Origin of the sequence: Nocardiopsis dassonvillei (genome assembly GCF_964273065.1) — a bacterium.
Taxonomy (GTDB): Bacteria; Actinomycetota; Actinomycetes; order Streptosporangiales; family Streptosporangiaceae; genus Nocardiopsis; species Nocardiopsis dassonvillei_B.
This window is the reverse complement of sequence record NZ_OZ186815.1, coordinates 5,611,116-5,627,201: the sequence shown is the minus strand read 5'-3', so window position 1 is coordinate 5,627,201 and position 16,086 is coordinate 5,611,116. Positions and strand designations below refer to the sequence as shown.

General features: G+C 73.7%; 13 protein-coding genes. 1 reads left to right on the top strand and 12 read right to left on the bottom strand.

Going from position 1 to position 16,086, the window contains the following annotated elements:
• Positions 1-74 precede the first annotated feature (74 nt).
• The 11 genes from ACSUPR_RS25165 to ACSUPR_RS25115 form a co-directional block, all read right to left on the bottom strand.
• Positions 75-1,241 carry an ATP-binding protein gene (locus ACSUPR_RS25165; protein ID WP_436887186.1) on the bottom strand — a complete coding sequence of 389 codons (1,167 nt, stop codon included), beginning with the start codon at positions 1,239-1,241 and terminating at the stop codon, positions 75-77.
• A gap of 280 nt (positions 1,242-1,521) precedes the next feature.
• Positions 1,522-2,367, bottom strand: a complete 846-nt coding sequence (locus tag ACSUPR_RS25160; protein WP_436887185.1) for a TrmH family RNA methyltransferase — start codon at positions 2,365-2,367, stop codon at positions 1,522-1,524.
• Positions 2,368-2,399: 32 nt separating this feature from the next.
• Positions 2,400-2,771 (bottom strand): 50S ribosomal protein L20, encoded by a 372-nt coding sequence (gene rplT / locus ACSUPR_RS25155; RefSeq protein WP_436887184.1) that lies wholly within the window; start codon positions 2,769-2,771, stop codon positions 2,400-2,402.
• 159 nt (positions 2,772-2,930) lie between these two features.
• Positions 2,931-3,125, bottom strand: coding sequence for a 50S ribosomal protein L35 (gene rpmI / locus ACSUPR_RS25150; RefSeq protein ID WP_073384074.1), 195 nt, complete (start codon positions 3,123-3,125; stop codon positions 2,931-2,933).
• Between the two features lie 187 nt (positions 3,126-3,312).
• Entirely contained in the window at positions 3,313-3,870 is a 558-nt protein-coding gene (gene infC / locus ACSUPR_RS25145) for a translation initiation factor IF-3 (RefSeq protein ID WP_245833529.1), read from the bottom strand.
• Between the two features lie 409 nt (positions 3,871-4,279).
• Entirely contained in the window at positions 4,280-5,104 is an 825-nt protein-coding gene (locus tag ACSUPR_RS25140) for a shikimate dehydrogenase (RefSeq protein ID WP_436887183.1), read from the bottom strand.
• A complete protein-coding gene (gene mltG / locus ACSUPR_RS25135) occupies positions 5,104-7,797 on the bottom strand; it encodes an endolytic transglycosylase MltG (RefSeq protein WP_436887182.1) in 2,694 nt (897 codons plus the stop codon). Before mltG ends, ACSUPR_RS25140 begins: the two co-directional genes overlap by 1 nt.
• On the bottom strand, positions 7,794-8,282 hold the full coding sequence (gene ruvX / locus ACSUPR_RS25130) for a Holliday junction resolvase RuvX (RefSeq protein ID WP_436887181.1): 489 nt from the start codon (positions 8,280-8,282) through the stop codon (positions 7,794-7,796). Before ruvX ends, mltG begins: the two co-directional genes overlap by 4 nt.
• Before the next feature lie 587 nt (positions 8,283-8,869).
• Positions 8,870-11,539 (bottom strand): alanine--tRNA ligase, encoded by a 2,670-nt coding sequence (gene alaS / locus ACSUPR_RS25125; protein WP_436887180.1) that lies wholly within the window; start codon positions 11,537-11,539, stop codon positions 8,870-8,872.
• Between the two features lie 457 nt (positions 11,540-11,996).
• The gene (locus tag ACSUPR_RS25120; RefSeq protein ID WP_436887179.1) at positions 11,997-12,269 is read right to left on the bottom strand and encodes a hypothetical protein; all 273 of its coding nucleotides are present in this window, start codon (positions 12,267-12,269) and stop codon (positions 11,997-11,999) included.
• A complete protein-coding gene (locus ACSUPR_RS25115; RefSeq protein ID WP_436887178.1) occupies positions 12,266-12,658 on the bottom strand; it encodes a DUF948 domain-containing protein in 393 nt (130 codons plus the stop codon). The genes ACSUPR_RS25120 and ACSUPR_RS25115 overlap by 4 nt, the downstream gene beginning before the upstream one ends.
• Positions 12,659-13,007: 349 nt before the next feature.
• On the opposite strand from ACSUPR_RS25115, the gene ACSUPR_RS25110 reads away from it, so the two are divergent.
• Positions 13,008-14,534 carry a serine/threonine protein kinase gene (locus ACSUPR_RS25110; RefSeq protein WP_436887177.1) on the top strand — a complete coding sequence of 509 codons (1,527 nt, stop codon included), beginning with the start codon at positions 13,008-13,010 and terminating at the stop codon, positions 14,532-14,534.
• A 169-nt stretch (positions 14,535-14,703) separates the two neighbouring features.
• Here ACSUPR_RS25110 and ACSUPR_RS25105 read toward each other — a convergent pair whose 3' ends face one another.
• Complete coding sequence (locus ACSUPR_RS25105; RefSeq protein ID WP_436887176.1) at positions 14,704-16,056, bottom strand: replication-associated recombination protein A; 1,353 nt, start codon at positions 16,054-16,056, stop codon at positions 14,704-14,706.
• Between the last annotated feature and the right edge of the window lie 30 nt (positions 16,057-16,086).

Sequence of the window (16,086 nt, the reverse complement as noted above, 5' to 3'; positions counted from 1 at the left end):
GCACGCGGAGCGGTCCACTCACCGATCCCGGGCACGCCGTGGAGCCCACCGGGGACGTGGAGGGTCTGAGGGGCTCAGACGAACTCGGGCGTCCCGGCGGGCATGGTAAATCGGAACTCGGCGCCGCCGCTGGGGGCGCGTCCGACGGTGATCGTGCCGCCGTGGGCCTCGACGAGGCCCTTGACGATGAACAGCCCGAGGCCGGTCCCGCTCCGGCGCTTGCTGCGCCAGAACTGGCGGAAGACGCGCGGAATGGTCTCGGGCGCTATGCCCTGGCCTTCGTCGCGCACCGACACCGCTGCTCCTCCTTCACACGGCTCGATCACGATACTGACAGTACCAGCGCCGTGCCGCACCCCGTTTTCGACGAGGTTGGAGAGGATCTGCTGGATCTTGTCGGGGTCCAGCCACATCTGCGGGAGCCCCTCGCGCGTCTCGACCCGGAAGCGCTCCTCGGACTCCCCCGCGGCGACGCGCCCGGCGACGACCCGGCGCACCACCTCGGTGACGTCGACGACCTGGCGGCGCACCTCGATGCGCCCGGACTCTATGCGGGAGACGTCGAGCAGGTCGTGGATGAGCCGGGTGACGCGGTCGGCGTCCGCGTTGACGGTCTCCAGCATGAACAGCTTCTGCTTGTCGGTGAGCCGTTCCCACTTGGTGAGCAGGGTGGAGGTGAAGCCTTTGACGCTGGTCAGCGGGGAGCGCAGCTCGTGGGCGACCTCCGAGACGAGGTCGGCGCGGCTGCGCTCGGCGCGGGTGGAGGCGTCGCGCAGGGTGACGACCAGGCGGACGAGGTCGCCGCCGGGGCGGGCGCGCACGTAGCGGGCGGCGACGAGGATCTCGCGGTCGTCGGGCAGGTACAGGGCGCGCTCGGTCTGGCGGGTGCGGCCGCGGTCGCCCCCGTAGGGGTCGCTGGCCTCCCACCAGTCGTTGCCGTCGGCGCCGACCAGGGGCAGGGCGGCGCGGAAGTCGCGGCCCAGGGCCGCGGCGGCGGGGATACCGGTGAGCTGGGCGGCCTGGGCGTTGCAGAGGACGACACGGCCGCGGGCGTCGGCGACGACGACGCCGTCGGGCAGGTCGTCCACGTGCAGGGAGCTGCTTCCGGGCACGGTGTCGCCCGCGTCCCACAGCGGTGCGGGGGTCCTGTCGCCTCCGGTGCCGTCGTCCGGGGGGGTGTCGGAACGGTGTGCGCTCCCTCCGCCCTCCACCGGGTGATCCACCTGTCGGCCGCTGCCCACGACTCTCCCCGCTCCCCTTGTAGGTCCGCGGACGCAGGGCCTCTGCACCCGCGCGCCGCCGACCGATGGCGCCGGCATCCGCGACCACCACCGCAGATCTACCCGGCACCTCTGTCCGGTACGCCTCTTGAACAGGGATCTCCGCCCACGTCGGGGGCGGGGGGCGCATCGGGGGGCGCCACCGTGATCCCGCTCAGACCCTATCGGCACCGGGGCCCCGTGCACGTGCATTTGCCAATGCGGACGGCGGGTCCGTGTCGGAAATCCCCGCGCGGGCCCCTCAGGCGCGCCGCTGCTGGCGCGCGGTGGTGTACAGGCACACCGCCGCGGCCGTCGCCAGGTTCAGGCTCTCGGCCCCGCCGTAGATGGGGACGCTGACCGCGCCGTCCGTCAGGCGGACGGTCTCCTCCGGCAGGCCCCAGGCCTCGTTGCCGAAGACCCAGCCGACCGGGCCGTCCAGGTCCCCGCCGTCGGCGACCCCGTGCAGGTCCCGCGGCCCGCCGCCGTCGGCGGCCCAGACCCGGGCGCCGCGCCCGCGCAGGAAGTCGATCGCGCCCGCCACCGGGACGCCCACCACGATCGGCAGGTGGAACAGGCTTCCGGCGGACGCCCGCACGCACTTGCCGTTGTAGGGGTCCACCGAGGCGTCGGTGAAGATGACCACGTCGGCTCCGGCGGCGTCGGCGGTGCGCAGTACCGTCCCTGCGTTGCCCGGATCGCGGACGTGGGACAGGACCGCCGCCAACCGGACGTCCCCGACCCTGTCCAGGGGGACGTCGACGAACTCGCAGACGGCGATGACGCCCTGCGGGGTGACGGTCTGGGCCAGCTCGGTCATGACGTCGAGGCTGACCCGGTGGACCGGGACGCCCGCCGTCTGGGCGGCGTCCATCAGGTCCAGGTGGCGCTGCATGGCCTCGGTCGTGGCGTACACCTCGACGACGCCGGGGGCGGTCCCGCCGTAGGGGGACCGCCCGGCACCGCCCGCGGCGGCCAGTGCTTCGCGCACGGCCTGCGGCCCCTCGGCGAGGAAGCGCCGCTCGCGTTGGCGGAAGGTGCGTTTGGCGAGCCGCCGAACCCCCTTGATCCTGGGTGACCGGACACTCGTGAACTCGTGGCTCGCCATCGCTCTACCCGTCAGACTCCGTGTGGAACCGGTCAGGCCGCGGCCTCGGCCGGCAGGGCCTTCTTGGCGGTCTCCACCAGGGCCGCGAAGGCGGCCTCGTCGTTGACGGCCAGCTCGGCCAGCATGCGGCGGTCGACCTCGATACCGGCCAGCTTCAGGCCCTGCATGAAGCGGTTGTAGGTGAGGCCGTTGGCGCGGGAGGCGGCGTTGATCCGCTGGATCCACAGACGACGGAACTGGCCCTTGCGGTCCTTGCGGTCGCGGTAGGCGTAGGTCATCGAGTGGAGCATCTGCTCCTTGGCCTTGCGGTACAGGCGCGAACGCTGACCGCGGTAGCCGCTCGCCCGGTCGAGAACGACCTTGCGCTTCTTCTTGGCGTTGAGAGCCCGCTTCACGCGTGCCACTGTGACTCCCTCTTGTGTGTTCCGGCGCGCGGGGCGCGCCGACCGGCCCGGCTCCCAGGAGCCCGGCGACCGGATTCGCTTCTGAATGGTCCCGCCCGGCGGCCGTCACCCCGCCCGTGGGCGCGGGGGCTCTTCCGGTGGGAGGGGAAGGTTCGCGGACTACTTGCCGAGAAGCTTCTTGATGAACTTCGCGTCCGCGGGGGCGAGCACGGCCTCGTTGCTCAGCTTGCGCTTGCGCTTGGAGGTCTTGTGCTCGAGGATGTGGTTCTTGTTGGCACGGCGGCGCATGATCTTGCCAGAGCCGGTGACCTTGAAGCGGTCCTTGGCCCCACTGTGGGTCTTGTTCTTCGGCATGTCGCCGTCGTCTCCTACTCCGTCGGCGTGTCGGTCCGCGCACGGGGCGAGGACGACACGGTTCTTCCGCCGCTACGGCGGGATCCCTGAGCGCCGGAACGCAACGCTTCCGGGGTGTTCGAGCACAGCCCACCCCACCACCCGGTCCCTTCCGGTGGCCGGGCGGTGGGGGACTTCCCCGAAGCCGCTAAGCCTGTTCGGCGGACTCCTGCGGGCGGCGGGCCTTGTCCCCCGCCGCGGCCGCGCGGGCCTCGGCCTTGTGCTCGGACCGCCGCTTGTGCGGGCCGATCACCATGACCATGTTGCGGCCGTCCTGCTTGGGCTGCGACTCCACGGTGCCAAGATCCTGGACGTCCTCGGCGAGCCGCGCCAGCAGGCGGCGGCCCAGCTCCGGACGGGACTGCTCGCGGCCACGGAACATGATCGTCACCTTGACCTTGTCCCCGCTCTTGAGGAACCGCACCACGTGACCCTTCTTGGTCTCGTAGTCGTGCGGGTCGATCTTCGGGCGGAGCTTGATCTCCTTGATGATCGTGTTCGACTGGTTCTTACGGGCTTCGCGGGCCTTGACCGCTGACTCGTACTTGAACTTGCCGTAGTCCATCAGCTTGGCGACCGGCGGGCGCGCGGTCGGCGCGACCTCGACGAGGTCGAGGTCCGACTCCTGGGCGAGGCGCAGGGCGTCCTGCACGGAGACGATTCCGACCTGCTCGCCGTTGGGTCCGACCAGGCGGACCTCTGGCACCCGGATGCGGTCATTGATGCGGGGCTCGGCGCTGATGAGACCCCTCCCTAGCTTTCTCGGATTACCTGGGACCGGCCGCCCCTGATTGGAACGGCCTGCTGGGTCGGCCCGCCCGTCTCCAGCGGTTGGACCGACCGCGTCGGGGTCCTCCTGGAAAAGCGAAAACCCCGCCAGCGTGTGCAAGCGGGGTAGATCCGGCGGACGGCACGACGATCCGGGTGCAGGTCAGGGCCGTGTACACGGCGTCCCGTCGCTGTCGCACCGGACCGGGCCGACTCGGTGAACCCGCCCGGGCGTGGCCCGACGGGTGGGAGGATCATCTCCGCTTGCGGTTCCAGTGTGACAGGCACACCGGACCAAGTCGATATCTCATGTTACCAGCCGGGCGGACCGGCCGGGTCCGCCCCGTTCAGGCGGCGGCGCGTCGGACCAGCTCGGCCTCGCCCGCGGCGCGCATCGCCTCCACCGGCACCCGCTCCCGCCCCGTCATCAGGCGGACCTGGGCCACGGCCTGGTGCAGCAGCATGGGGAAGCCGCCCACGACCCGGCCGCCGGCCTCGGCGACCCGCCGGGCGGCGGTGGTGGGCCAGGGGGCGTAGACCACGTCGAACAGGTCGGCGCCGCTCTCGGCCAGCGGTTCGGCCAGTCCGTCGGCCGCCCCCGGGGGCAGGGAGGAGACGACGAGGTCGACGCCGAGGTGGGGTTCCGCCTCGGCCAGCGGGGCCACCTCGATCCGGTGCCCCAGCCGCTCTGCGGCGGCGGCCACCGGACCGGCCCGGGAGGCGTCCCGGACCAGGACCGTGACCGGGTCGGTGAGCCCGAGTGCGCGCAGGGCGGCCAGGGCCGAGGCCGCGGTGGCGCCCGCGCCCAGGATGGCCGCGCTGCGGGGGGCGTCCACCCCCGCCTCGGCCAGGGCTGCGACGATGCCCTCGACGTCGGTGTTGTGGGCGGTCCAGCCCGCCTCCCCGCGCACCAGGGTGTTGGCACCGCCGACGCGGACGGCCAGGTCCTGGACGCGGTCGGCGAGCTCCAGCGCCCGCCGCTTGAGGGGCATGGTCAGGGACAGCCCGGCCCATTCCGGGCCGAGCCCGGCGAGGAAGGGCTCCAGCCCCTCCTCGCCGCACTCGTGCAGCCCGTAGGACCAGTCGTCCAGGCCCATCGCGGCGTAGGCGGCGGTGTGCAGGACCGGCGAGAGCGAGTGGGCGATCGGCGAGCCCAGCACCGCGGCACGCATCAGCCGCCGCTCCAGTTCTCCATGAACTCCTGCTTGAGCAACTCGAACTCGGCCTCGCTGTCGGTGAACTCGGTGACGCCGTTCTCCGGGTCGGTGGCCACGAAGTACAGCCAGGGGCCCTCCGCGGGCTCCAGCGCGGCCTCGATGGCGTCCTCCCCCGGTGCGACGAACGGTCCCGGCGGCAGACCCGGCTTGTGGTAGGTGTCGAACCCGCTGGTGTCGGCGGCGCAGGCGGCGAGCTGGTCGTTGTTGAGCGCGATGCCGTACTCGCCGATGGCGTAGAAGCAGGTGCTGTCCATGCCGAGGTTCATGTCGATGTCGAGGCGGTTGTAGATCACCCGGGAGACCTTGGGCATGTCCTCCTCGCCGCCGCTCTCGGCCTGGACGATGGAGGCGACGGCCATGATCTCGTCGGGGGTGAACCCCATCTCCTCGGCGCGCTCCTCCAGACGGAGTTCCTCGGCCGTCGTGTTGAACTGCCCGACCATGGTCCTGAGCATGGTCAGCGCGTCGGTGTCGGGGTCGAACATGTAGGTGGAGGGGAACAGGTACCCCGCGGCCTCGCCCTCGGCGTACTCGGGCAGGCCGAGTTCGTCGGGACGGGAGTGGGCCTCCTCCAGCTCCTCGTAGGGGACCCCGGTCTCCTCCGAGAGCTTCTCCAGGGCCTGCTCGTTGCGCAGCCCCTCGGCGATGGTGACGCGGCCTCCCAGACGGTTGGCGGGGTCCAGCAGGGCGCGCACGGCGTTGTCGGCGCTCATGCCCAGGGCCAGGGAGTAGCTGCCCGGGACCAGGCCCTGGCCCAGCTCGTCCTCCGGCAGGTCCTCCAGGGCGTTGGTGAACGCCCTGGGGCTGGCCACCACGCCCAGGTCGGTCAGGCCCTGGCCGACGCTGAGCCCGCTCTGGTTCTCCTGGATGACGTAGACGACCTCGCCGCTGCCCTCACCGTTGAAGTCGGGGGGGAAGACGTAGGTGCGCATCACGAAGAACCCGCCGCCGCCGACGGTGGCGATGAGTGCCAGGACGAGCAGGATCATCATGCCCTTGCCGCGCCGCTTGGCCCGGCGGCCCTCCGGCGTGCGCTGCTGCTGGGCCAGGCGGGCGCGTTTGAGCTCCTTGGCCTTCTTCCGACTGCTGCGGCCGCCGCCGTAGGCTTCGGCGATGTCGGACAGGGCCGGTTCTTCGTAGTCGTAGTCGTCGTCCGCGGGCTCCGCCTCGGCGGCCTCCCGGGGTTCCTCCTCGGGCTCCTCCTCGCGGCGTCCGCGCTTGCGGCCCCCGCGCCGGGTGCCGCCGGCACGGCGGCCGCGGCCCCGACCGCGGCGGCCGGCGGGCTCCTCGTCGTCGGCCCCGTCGGTGAACCCGGTGTCCTCGGCTTCGGGCACATCCTCGGGCTCCTCGTCCGCGGCGGCACCGCGGCGGCGCCGGGAACGGGGGGCCTCGTCCGGTTCGCCTCCTCTGCGGGAGCGCCGGGAGCGCGGGCGCGCCTCCTCCTCGGCCGGAGCGGCGAAGGTGTCGGCCGGCCCGTCGGCGAACGCATCGGTCTCGTAGGAGCCGGTGTCGTAGGAGCCCGCGTCGTGGGATCCGGTGTCGCGGGCGCTCCCCCCGAACGATCCCGTGTCGTAGGAGCCCGTGTCGTAGGAGCCGGTGTCGCGGGCGCTCCCCCCGAACGATCCCGTGTCGTAGGAGCCCGCGTCCTGGGGCGGGGCCTGGGCCCGGCGGGCGCGGCGGCCCCGGGGCGGGGCGTCCGCGATGAAGGCGCCGCCTTCCGCGGGGGGCTCCTCCACCGGGCCGCGTCGGCGGCGGCCGGAACGGCGGGGCTCCTCGACGGGCTCGGACGCCTCCTCGGCGGCGCCGCCGCGGTGGCGGCGGCCCCGGCGCGGGGTGGAGTCGAAGGCGCCGGTGTCGGAGTCGTCCCCGCCGCGGGCGCGGCGCGGCCGCGTGTCCTCGTCACTCAGGGCGGCGAACGCGCCGGTGTCGGCGGAGCTGTTCACGCCGGGGAAGGCGACGGCGTCGAACGCGCCGGTGTCCGCGGGCAGGTCGTCCAGGAAGCCGGGCTCCTCGTCGCGGCGTCCTCGCTTGCGGCCGCGCCCGCGGCGCTGGGGTTCCTCGGTGCCGCCACGGCGGGCGCGGCGGCCCGCACGCGGTTCGTCCTCGGCGGGAGCGGGCGGCTCGGGGTCGGGTTCGGGCCGCGTGCGCCCACGGCGGGCGCGGCGCGGCTCGTCCTCGGCGGAGGGGCCGGGAGCCGCGGGCGAGCCCAGCCCGGCCAGGGCCGCCAGCGCGTCCTGGGTGGGGTCGGCGGCGGGCGGCCGCTCGGGACCCCCGGGGCCGCCCGGGCCGGCGTCCCGCGAGCGCCCGGCGCCGGAGCGCGCCGCGCGGCCGCCGCGCAGCGCGTCGGCGGCACCGCCGCGGCGCGGCGGTCCGGCGGGGGGCTCCTGGCCGCGGGCCGAGGCGCCCGGGCTCAGCGGGTCGTACTCCTGGTCGGGGCGGGGGGCGTAGCGGGGGGTTCGGAACTCACCGGTCGGGGGGCCCGGGCGCCGGGGGCCGGCCTCTCCGGGCTCGGCCCACGGGGAGCCCTCCTGCCGGGCGCGTCGGCCGCGCGCGGGGGCGGGGCCGCCCAGCGGGTCGTAGTCGCGACCGCTGTCGCGGTCGGCACGTCCACGAGAGGGATCGTCGGGGTAGTCATCCCTGTCGTTCATGATTCTCCCTGGCTGGAGCGGACGATCTCGCCCGGGGGCCGGCCTGTCGACCGTTCCTGGTCCAAGGCGCTCTGGAGGAGGACCGTGGCCGCCGCCTGGTCGATGACCGTTCGACGGGCGCGACCGCCCTTGGCGCCCTTCTTACTGAAGGAGGCTCCGGAGAGCAGGTGTCCCTGCGCGGTCACCGTGGTGAGGCGTTCGTCGACCAAGCGGACGGGGACGGGGTGCAGGAGCCCGGCGAGCGCCGTCGCGAACTCCCGGGCCGACCGGGCCGCCGGCCCCTCCTCTCCTGACAGAGAGGCAGGGTAACCCACGACGACCTCCCGCGCCTCCCGCTCCAGGACCAGCAGGGCGATCCTGTTCTTGTCGCCCCTGCCGCGCGGGATCGTCTCCAGCGGGCTGGCGAGCGTGCCGGAGGGGTCGCTGACGGCCACGCCGATACGGGCGTTGCCCGGGTCGACGGCCAGGCGCACACCGTTCCTCACGAGGAGCGCCCCCCTGCTCGGGGGAGGCGGCACGGGCGGGCCGTCCCGGTACGGGTACGGCACCGCGATGGGAAAATCCTCGACACGGTGGTCCTGTTCGTCAGGTGGATCGCGGGAACTCCGCGCAGACAGCCGTGCGATCGGCTGTGACGCGCCACAGTATGCCCGATTCGATGACTGTACGCAGCCTGGGTCACCCGGAGCGGTCGTAGGGCCGCGGTCCGGACGGCCGGTCCGCCGCCGCACGGGGCGCGGGGCGGTCGTGGGGGCCGAATCCGAGTGTAAGTCACCCGAATCCCCCGTCACGGCGGTGAACGTCCGGGCACGGCCTGGGCCGGGTGCGCGGACGACCGCATCTGTCCGGATCGTCACAGGTCGTGATGTTACCCGGCAATGTACACCACGCTGAGTAACCACGCCCGTGTTGTGAAGGCCACGCCGGGGACGGCGGCCGGATGGGGGCGCCGCCCCGGCGGTGTCCTCGGCGGATCCCCGCGACGGCCGGCGGGGGCACGGCGGGTCCTCGGGCCCACGGCCTCGGACCCGCCGTCCCGCGCGAAGGTTCGGCGGGGACCCGGTGTCAGGCGTCAGGCACCCGCGACGCGGGCCTCCACCGCCCGCAGGGCCTCGTCGACCCTGGCGGCGTCGGTGCCGCCGCCCTGGGCGATGTCGGGCTTGCCGCCGCCACCGCCGCCGAGCGCGCGGGCCGCCACGCCCACCAGGTCGCCGGCCTTGATCCCGGCCTTCTGCGCCGCCTTGTTGACCGCGATGACCACGACCGGGCGGTCCTTGGGCACGGAGGTCAGCGCCACCACGGCGGGCTCGGCCTCGCCCAGGCGGCCGCGCACGTCGGCGGCCAGGGCGCGCAGCTCGTCGCCGCCGGTGCCCTCGGGGGCCTGCTCGGCCACGACCAGCGCGGGGCCGTGGCGGCGGGCCTTCTCCGCGATGGAGCCCGCGGCCTGCAGGACCTGCGCGGCGCGCATCTTCTCGATCTCCTTCTCGGCGGCGCGCAGCCGGGAGATGATCGAGTCGATGCGCTCGGGCAGTTCCTCGCGCGGGGCCTTGAGCTGGTCGGACAGGCGGCCGACCAGCGCCGACTCCTTGGACAGGCGCTTGAATGCGTCCACGCCGACCGCCGCCTCGACCCGGCGCACACCGGAGCCGATGGAGGACTCGCCCAGGAGCTTGACGATGCCCAGCCGCGCCGTGGAGGACACGTGGGTGCCGCCGCACAGCTCGACGGAGTAGTCGCTCATCTCCACGACGCGGACGCGGTCGCCGTACTTCTCGCCGAACATGGCCAGGGCGCCCATCTTGAGGGCCTCGTCGAGGCTCTTCTCCTCGGTGCGCACCGCGATGTCGCCGGACAGGACGGTGTTGACCTCCTCCTCGACCTCGGACAGCCGGGACTCGCCCAGGGCGTTGTCGGCGGTGAAGTCGAAGCGCAGGCGGCCCGGGCTGTTCTCCGAACCGGCCTGGCCCGCCGACGGGCCCAGCGAGTTTCGCAGCGCCGAGTGGATGAGGTGGGTCGCCGAGTGGGAGCGCTCGATGGCGTGGCGGCGGCCGGTGTCGATCGCGGCGTGCACGGTGTCGTCCACGGTGATCTCGCCCGCGCGGACGGTGCCCCGGTGGACGAACAGGCCCGGCAGGGGCTTCTGCACGTCCTCGACGTCGACGATCGCACGCCCGTCGACGGTGAGGGTGCCGGTGTCGGCCAGCTGGCCGCCGCTCTCGGCGTAGAACGGGGTGCGGTCCAGGACGATCTCGACCTTCTCGCCCTGGCGCGCGGCGGGCGAGGAGACCCCGCCGACCACGATGCCGCGGACCGCCGACTCGCTCTGGACGTCGGTGTATCCGAGGAAGTCGGTGGCGCCCGCGCCCTCCAGCAGCTGCGCGTACAGGGAGATGTCCGCGTTGCCGAGCTTCTTGGCCTTGGCGTCGGCCTTGGCGGTGTCCTTCTGCCGCTGCATCAGCTCGCGGAAGGCCGTCTCGTCCACGGTCAGGCCCTGCTCGGCCGCCATCTCCAGGGTGAGGTCGATGGGGAAGCCGTAGGTGTCGTGGAGCTGGAAGGCGTCGGAACCGGAGAAGACGGTGCCGCCCGCGTGGCGGGTGCGCTCGGCCGCGCGGGTGAACAGGGCGGTGCCCGAGCGCAGGGTGTCGGCGAAGTTCGCCTCCTCGGTGTCGATGACACCGTGGATGACGTCGGCCTTGTCGAGCAGGTCGGGGTAGATGTCCTTCATCGCGTCGATGCTGACCGCGGTGAGGTCGTGCATGTACGCGGTGTCGGTGCCCGAGAGCAGGCGCATGTTGCGGATGGAGCGGCGCAGGATGCGGCGCAGGACGTAGCCCGCCTTCTCGTTGCCCGGCTTGACGCCGTCGCCGACCAGCATGACGGCGCTGCGGACGTGGTCGGCGACCACGCGCAGCAGGACGTCCTGCTCGTGGCCGTCGCCGTAGCGGACCCCGGCCAGCTCGGCGGCGCGCTGCAGGACGCGGCCGATGATGTCGGTCTCGTAGATGTTGTCGACGCCCTGCAGGACGGCGGCCAGCCGCTCCAGGCCCATGCCGGTGTCGATGTTCTTCTTGGGCAGCTCGCCGAGGATCGGGAAGCCGGACTTGTCGCCGCCCTCGCCCCGCTCGTACTGCATGAAGACGAGGTTCCAGATCTCGATGTAGCGGTTCTCGTCCGCCTCGGGGCCGCCCTCGGCTCCGTACTCGGGGCCGCGGTCGTAGAAGATCTCGGAGCAGGGGCCGCAGGGTCCGGGGACGCCCATCGACCAGTAGTTCTCCTCCATCCCCATCCGCTGGATGCGCTCGGGGCGCACGCCCACCTTGTCGCGCCAGATCGCCGCGGCCTCGTCGTCGTCGAGGTAGACGGTGACCCAGAGCTTCTCCGGGTCGATGCCGAAGCCGCCCTGCTCGACGGGGGTGGTGACCAGCTCCCACGCCAGCGGGATCGCCTGCTCCTTGAAGTAGGCGCCGAAGGAGAAGTTGCCGAGCATCTGGAAGAAGGTGGCGTGCCGGGAGGTCTTGCCCACCTCCTCGATGTCCTTGGTGCGGATGCACTTCTGGACGCTGGTGGCGGTCTCGTACGGCGGAGTGCGCTGGCCCAGGAAGTAGGGCTTGAAGGGGACCATGCCTGCGGGCACCAGCAGCAGCGTGGGGTCTTCGGCGATGAGGCTTGCCGAGGGCACCACGGTGTGTCCGTTCTTCTCGAAGAAACTGAGGAAGCGGCGCGCGATCTCTGCCGTCTCCATTGATGCCCTCCTGTGCTCGGCTCCGCCGCCCTCGGCGGGCCCGTCCCTGCCCGGGACCTGGTTGCGGGTGGTCGTTCGGTGGCCCAATGGTAGGGGGACGACCACGCGGGTGCTTGCGGTTCTGTCCTCGGCACCGCCCCCGGCGGGGACGGCCGACCCGGTCCCGCCCTGTTCACGACAACGCCGGGACCTCTGTTGTTCCAAGGCTATCGCCGTCGGGCACCGGGAGGCGCCGCGGCGGCCGGACCCGGGCGGCGGCGGTGGGGACGGCGGCGGACGGCGGGCCGACCGCGGCACGGGTGAACATCGGCGCCCGGACGGTGGTGTCCGTGCCGGGCGTGCGCGGGACGCCGGAACCGGACGCGGGCGGGGAGCCGGAGCCGCTCCCCGGAGAGGGTTCCCGGGAGGTCGTGGGACGCCCGGGCGGAGACGGTCGCACCCGGTCCGCCGATCCGGCTCAGGCTTCGGGGAGGGCGTCCCGGCCGCCGGGCGGCAGGGAGCGGGAGCGGCGGGGCGCGTAGACGCGCAGCAGCTCCTCCTCCTGGTCGCGGACGGCCGCGGCCAGGTCCTCGTTCAGCTCGCGCAGCGCACCCTTGTACTCGCCGACCCGGCCCTCCACGCGCTCGGCGATGCCGCCCGGCGTGAGGGCCCGGCGGGCCTGGTGGACGCGGTGCACGGCGTAGCCGCCCAAGGCGGCGCCGGCGGCGAGGTAGAGCAGTCTCCTGATCACCGGTTCTCCTTCCGGCGGCGGCCGCGCACGACCGCCAGGGCCCGGCGCTGTCCCAGCACCCGGCGGACCCCGTAGGACAGCGAGGCGGCCTTCACGAGCGGGCCGGTGACCACCGAGCGGGTCAGCGCGGTCATGGTGGCCACGTCCTCGCTGGTGGCCTGGGCGTTGGCGGTGATCTCCTCCACCCGCTCCAGGGAGGTGTTGGCGCGTTCGACCGTGGCGGCGACGTCGTCCATCAGGGGCGGGGTGCGGTCGCCCAGCTCCGAGACGACCGCTGTCGCGGCGTTGATGAGCTTGATCAGTTTGACGAGCGCCACGCAGATGAACGTGGCCAGCACCGCCCAGACCACCGCGGCGACGAGCGCGGCGACCTCTCCTCCGGTAAGCATGCGGGCTCCGTAAAGCGGATAGGGGTTACTTCGAGGGCCTGTGTGCGACGCGGTCCCCCGCGCGTGCGCCGGAGTGCGCCGGGGGCCGCCCGCCGTCGGCCGCGCTCCGGGGTGGGGGCGTCCGAACCGACGGGTTCCGGCCGACCATATCGCGTCAGGCCGACGGACGTGCGCGGGCCTCGCCGTGCGCGGCTCCGCGGTCGGCGGCCCGCGGCCGATGGCCGATGGAGGACGCGGGCGTCGACTCCGCCCCCCGGATTCGGGAGAATGACCCTGCAGCGGGATCTTCACTACGATGTCGGGACACTCCACCGCCACGTCGGCCCAGAAGCATCGCGACAGGACAACCATGAGCCCTCGTTCTCCTCGAGAGATCTCCGTACTGGTACCGGAACACCTCCCCCCGCTGTATCCGGACGACCCGGCACGGATAGGCCCCTACCTCGTCCTGGGGCGGCTGGGGCAGGGGGCGTCCGGGACGGTCTACGCCGCGGTCGACCCGGCGTCGCCCACCGCGGGCGAGCGGCTGGTCGCCGTGAAGGTCCTCAGGAGCCCGGTCGGGGACCGCGAGGCGCTGGTGCGGCGGTTGACCGCACTGGCACAGGTGGACCCGGCGCGCGTGGTGGTCCCCTCCGCGTTCGACGCCCGGGCCGACCGGCCCTGGCTGGCCATGCCGTACATGGAGGGGGAACGGCTCTCCCACCTGGTGACCAAGCGCGGCGGCCTGGGTACCGGCAAGCTCCTGGCGCTGGCCGTGGGCCTGGCCGAGGGCCTGTCCGCACTGCACGCCCGGGGCGTGGCGCACGGGTCGCTGAACCACGAACGGGTGCTGCTGGAGTCGCACGGCCCGCACATCATGGACTGCGCCGTCACCGACGCCGACGGGACGGGCGCGACCTGGCTGAGCCCGGAGCGGTTCGCCGGCGGGGAGGCCTCCCCTGCCGGCGACGTGTTCTCCTGGGGCGCGGTCACCGCCTACGCGGGCACGGGGCGGCTGCCCTTCGGCCCCGGCGAGCCCGGGGAGATCGCCGCGCGCGCCGCGGCGGGCGAGCACAACCTGACCGGGCTGCCCAAGGGGCTGGTGCCGGTGGTGTCCCGGGCCCTGGACCCCGAGCCGGGGGCGCGGCCCAGCCTGCACGAGGTGATCGGGTCGGTGCTGGCCGTCTGGCAGCGGGAGAACGGCCGGGAGGGCGCGGGGCCGCCGGACCGGGAGGAGCTGGCCGCCCTGATGGAACGGGAGTGGCGGGCGGTCGAACCGGCCCAGCGCGTGCCCCGGGTGATCCGCCTGGAGGGCCGCCCGTCCCGGGAGCGGTCCCCGAGGGTGCCGGTCGTGGTGGGCGCGGGGGTGCTCGCCGTGGCCCTGGTGGGCGCGGGCGTGTGGGGGGTCTCCCGGCTGGCGGGGACCTCCGACGACGAGGCCCTGGTGGCCGACACCGGGCTGGAGGAGGCCTCCCCCAGTCCCTCTCCGCAGGAGGAGCCCCGGACGCTGGTGGTCCGGTTCGACCCCGCCGAGCAGGAGAACGTCGTGGAGGGGCCGTGGGTGTTCACCCCGGTGGACCGCGACGACGAGCCGGTCCGGGGCCAGGGCGTGCCCACCCACCAGGACTGGGCGGCTCAGTGGGAGGAGGCCGGGGAGCCCGGGACCGCGGTGATCGACCCCGAGGCCGAGGTCCTGTGCGCCAAGTTCTGCGCCGCCCCCGACCACGTCTTCCTGGACGAGGAGGGGCGCGGCACCTGGGAGCTGACCGGCCGCGACTTCATCGACTACCTGTCCTGGGGCCCGGTGGTGATCGTGGAGGTGACCTTCTCCGAGGAGGAGGCCGCCGAGGGCGAGCCCCGGGAGATCGTCCAGGTCACCGAGCTGTTCACCGACTAGGCCCTGTTTTTTGGACCTCCGCTCCGCTCCGGTCCGCGTTCGGCGCCCCGGGGGGCGGGGACCCTCGGCCCCACGGGGACATCCCCGTTCCCCGGACACCCCCTCGGGGCCGGCAGAACCCCGCCGGCGCCTCACACCCCCGCGGGGCGGGTGGGGCGCCGGAGCCGGATCAGGGGTCCTGCGGGGCGGTGCGGCCGCCGCGCAGGACCTCCTTGATACGGCGCAGCACCTCGGAGACGCGGCGTTCGGCGCCGTGCTCGGTGGGGCGGTAGTACTCGCGGCCCACCAGGCCCTCGGGGGCGTGCACCTGGGGTGCGACGCCGCCGGGGTGGTCGTGGGCGTAGAGGTAGCCCCTGCCGTGGCCCAGCTCCTTGGCGCCCCTGGAGTGTCCGTCGCGCAGGTGGCGCGGGACCGGCCCGGCGTGCCCGGCGCGGACGTCGGCGATGGCCTCGCCGATGGCGGTGATCACCGCGTTGGACTTGGGCGCCACGCTGATGTGGATGACGGCCTGGGCGAGGTTGATGCGCGCCTCGGGCATGCCGACGAGTTCGACCGCCTGGGCGGCGGCCACGGCCGTCTGGAGCGCGGTGGGGTCGGCCATGCCGACGTCCTCGCTGGCGTGGACGACGAGGCGGCGGGCGATGAACCGGGGGTCCTCCCCCGCCTCGATCATGCGGGCCAGGTAGTGCAGGGCTGCGTCGGGGTCGCTGCCGCGCATGCTCTTGATGAACGCGCTGACGACGTCGTAGTGCTGGTCGCCGGAGCGGTCGTAGCGCACGGCGTGGCGGTCGACGGCCCGCTCGAGGTGGGCGGCGGTGATCTCGACCGGTTCGGCGGCGGGCGGCCCGGCCACCAGGGCCGCGGCCTCGAGGTAGGTGAGGGAGCGGCGGCCGTCTCCCCCGGCCAGCCGGACCAGGTCGGCGGCGGCCTCTCCGCTGAGGGTGTAGCGCCCGTCCAGTCCGCGCTCGTCGGTCAGGGCGCGCTCCAGCAGCCCCTGCACGTCGGCGTCGTCCAGGGGTTCCAGGGTGAGCAGCAGGGAGCGCGACAGCAGCGGACCGACCACGGAGAAGAAGGGGTTCTCGGTGGTGGCGCCGATGAAGCTGACCCAGCGGTTCTCCACCGCGGGCAGCAGGGCGTCCTGCTGGGTCTTGTTGAAGCGGTGGACCTCGTCGACGAACAGCAGCGTCCGGGTGCCGTGCATGCCCATCCGGCGGCGGGCCTCCTCGATGACCGCGCGCACGTCCTTGACCCCGGCGCTGACCGCGGACAGCTCCACGAACCGGCGCTTGGTCGCCCTGCTGACCACGGTGGCCAGGGTGGTCTTGCCGGTACCGGGCGGGCCCCACAGGAACACGGACATGGGCGCGTCGTCCTCGACCAGGCGGCGCAGCGGGCTGCCCTCGCCCAGCAGGTGGCGCTGGCCCATCACCTCGTCGAGGGTACGCGGCCGCATGCGCACGGCCAGCGGCTCCTGGCCTCTGGCGGCCTCGGAACCGGCATCGTCGAACAGCGTTGCGGACACCCGTCCAGGGTAGGCGGTGGCGCCGACCGC

Excerpts from the sequence above, each read along its gene's own strand:
- ACSUPR_RS25110 (WP_436887177.1), top strand. The coding sequence starts at position 13,008 with ATGAGCCCTCGTTCTCCTCGAGAGATCTCCGTACTGGTACCGGAACAC.
- mltG (WP_436887182.1), bottom strand. The coding sequence starts at position 7,797 with ATGAACGACAGGGATGACTACCCCGACGATCCCTCTCGTGGACGTGCC.
- ACSUPR_RS25140 (WP_436887183.1), bottom strand. The coding sequence starts at position 5,104 with ATGCGTGCCGCGGTGCTGGGCTCGCCGATCGCCCACTCGCTCTCGCCG.
- alaS (WP_436887180.1), bottom strand. The coding sequence starts at position 11,539 with ATGGAGACGGCAGAGATCGCGCGCCGCTTCCTCAGTTTCTTCGAGAAG.
- rpmI (WP_073384074.1), bottom strand. The coding sequence starts at position 3,125 with ATGCCGAAGAACAAGACCCACAGTGGGGCCAAGGACCGCTTCAAGGTC.
- ACSUPR_RS25160 (WP_436887185.1), bottom strand. The coding sequence starts at position 2,367 with ATGGCGAGCCACGAGTTCACGAGTGTCCGGTCACCCAGGATCAAGGGG.
- ACSUPR_RS25115 (WP_436887178.1), bottom strand. The coding sequence starts at position 12,658 with ATGCTTACCGGAGGAGAGGTCGCCGCGCTCGTCGCCGCGGTGGTCTGG.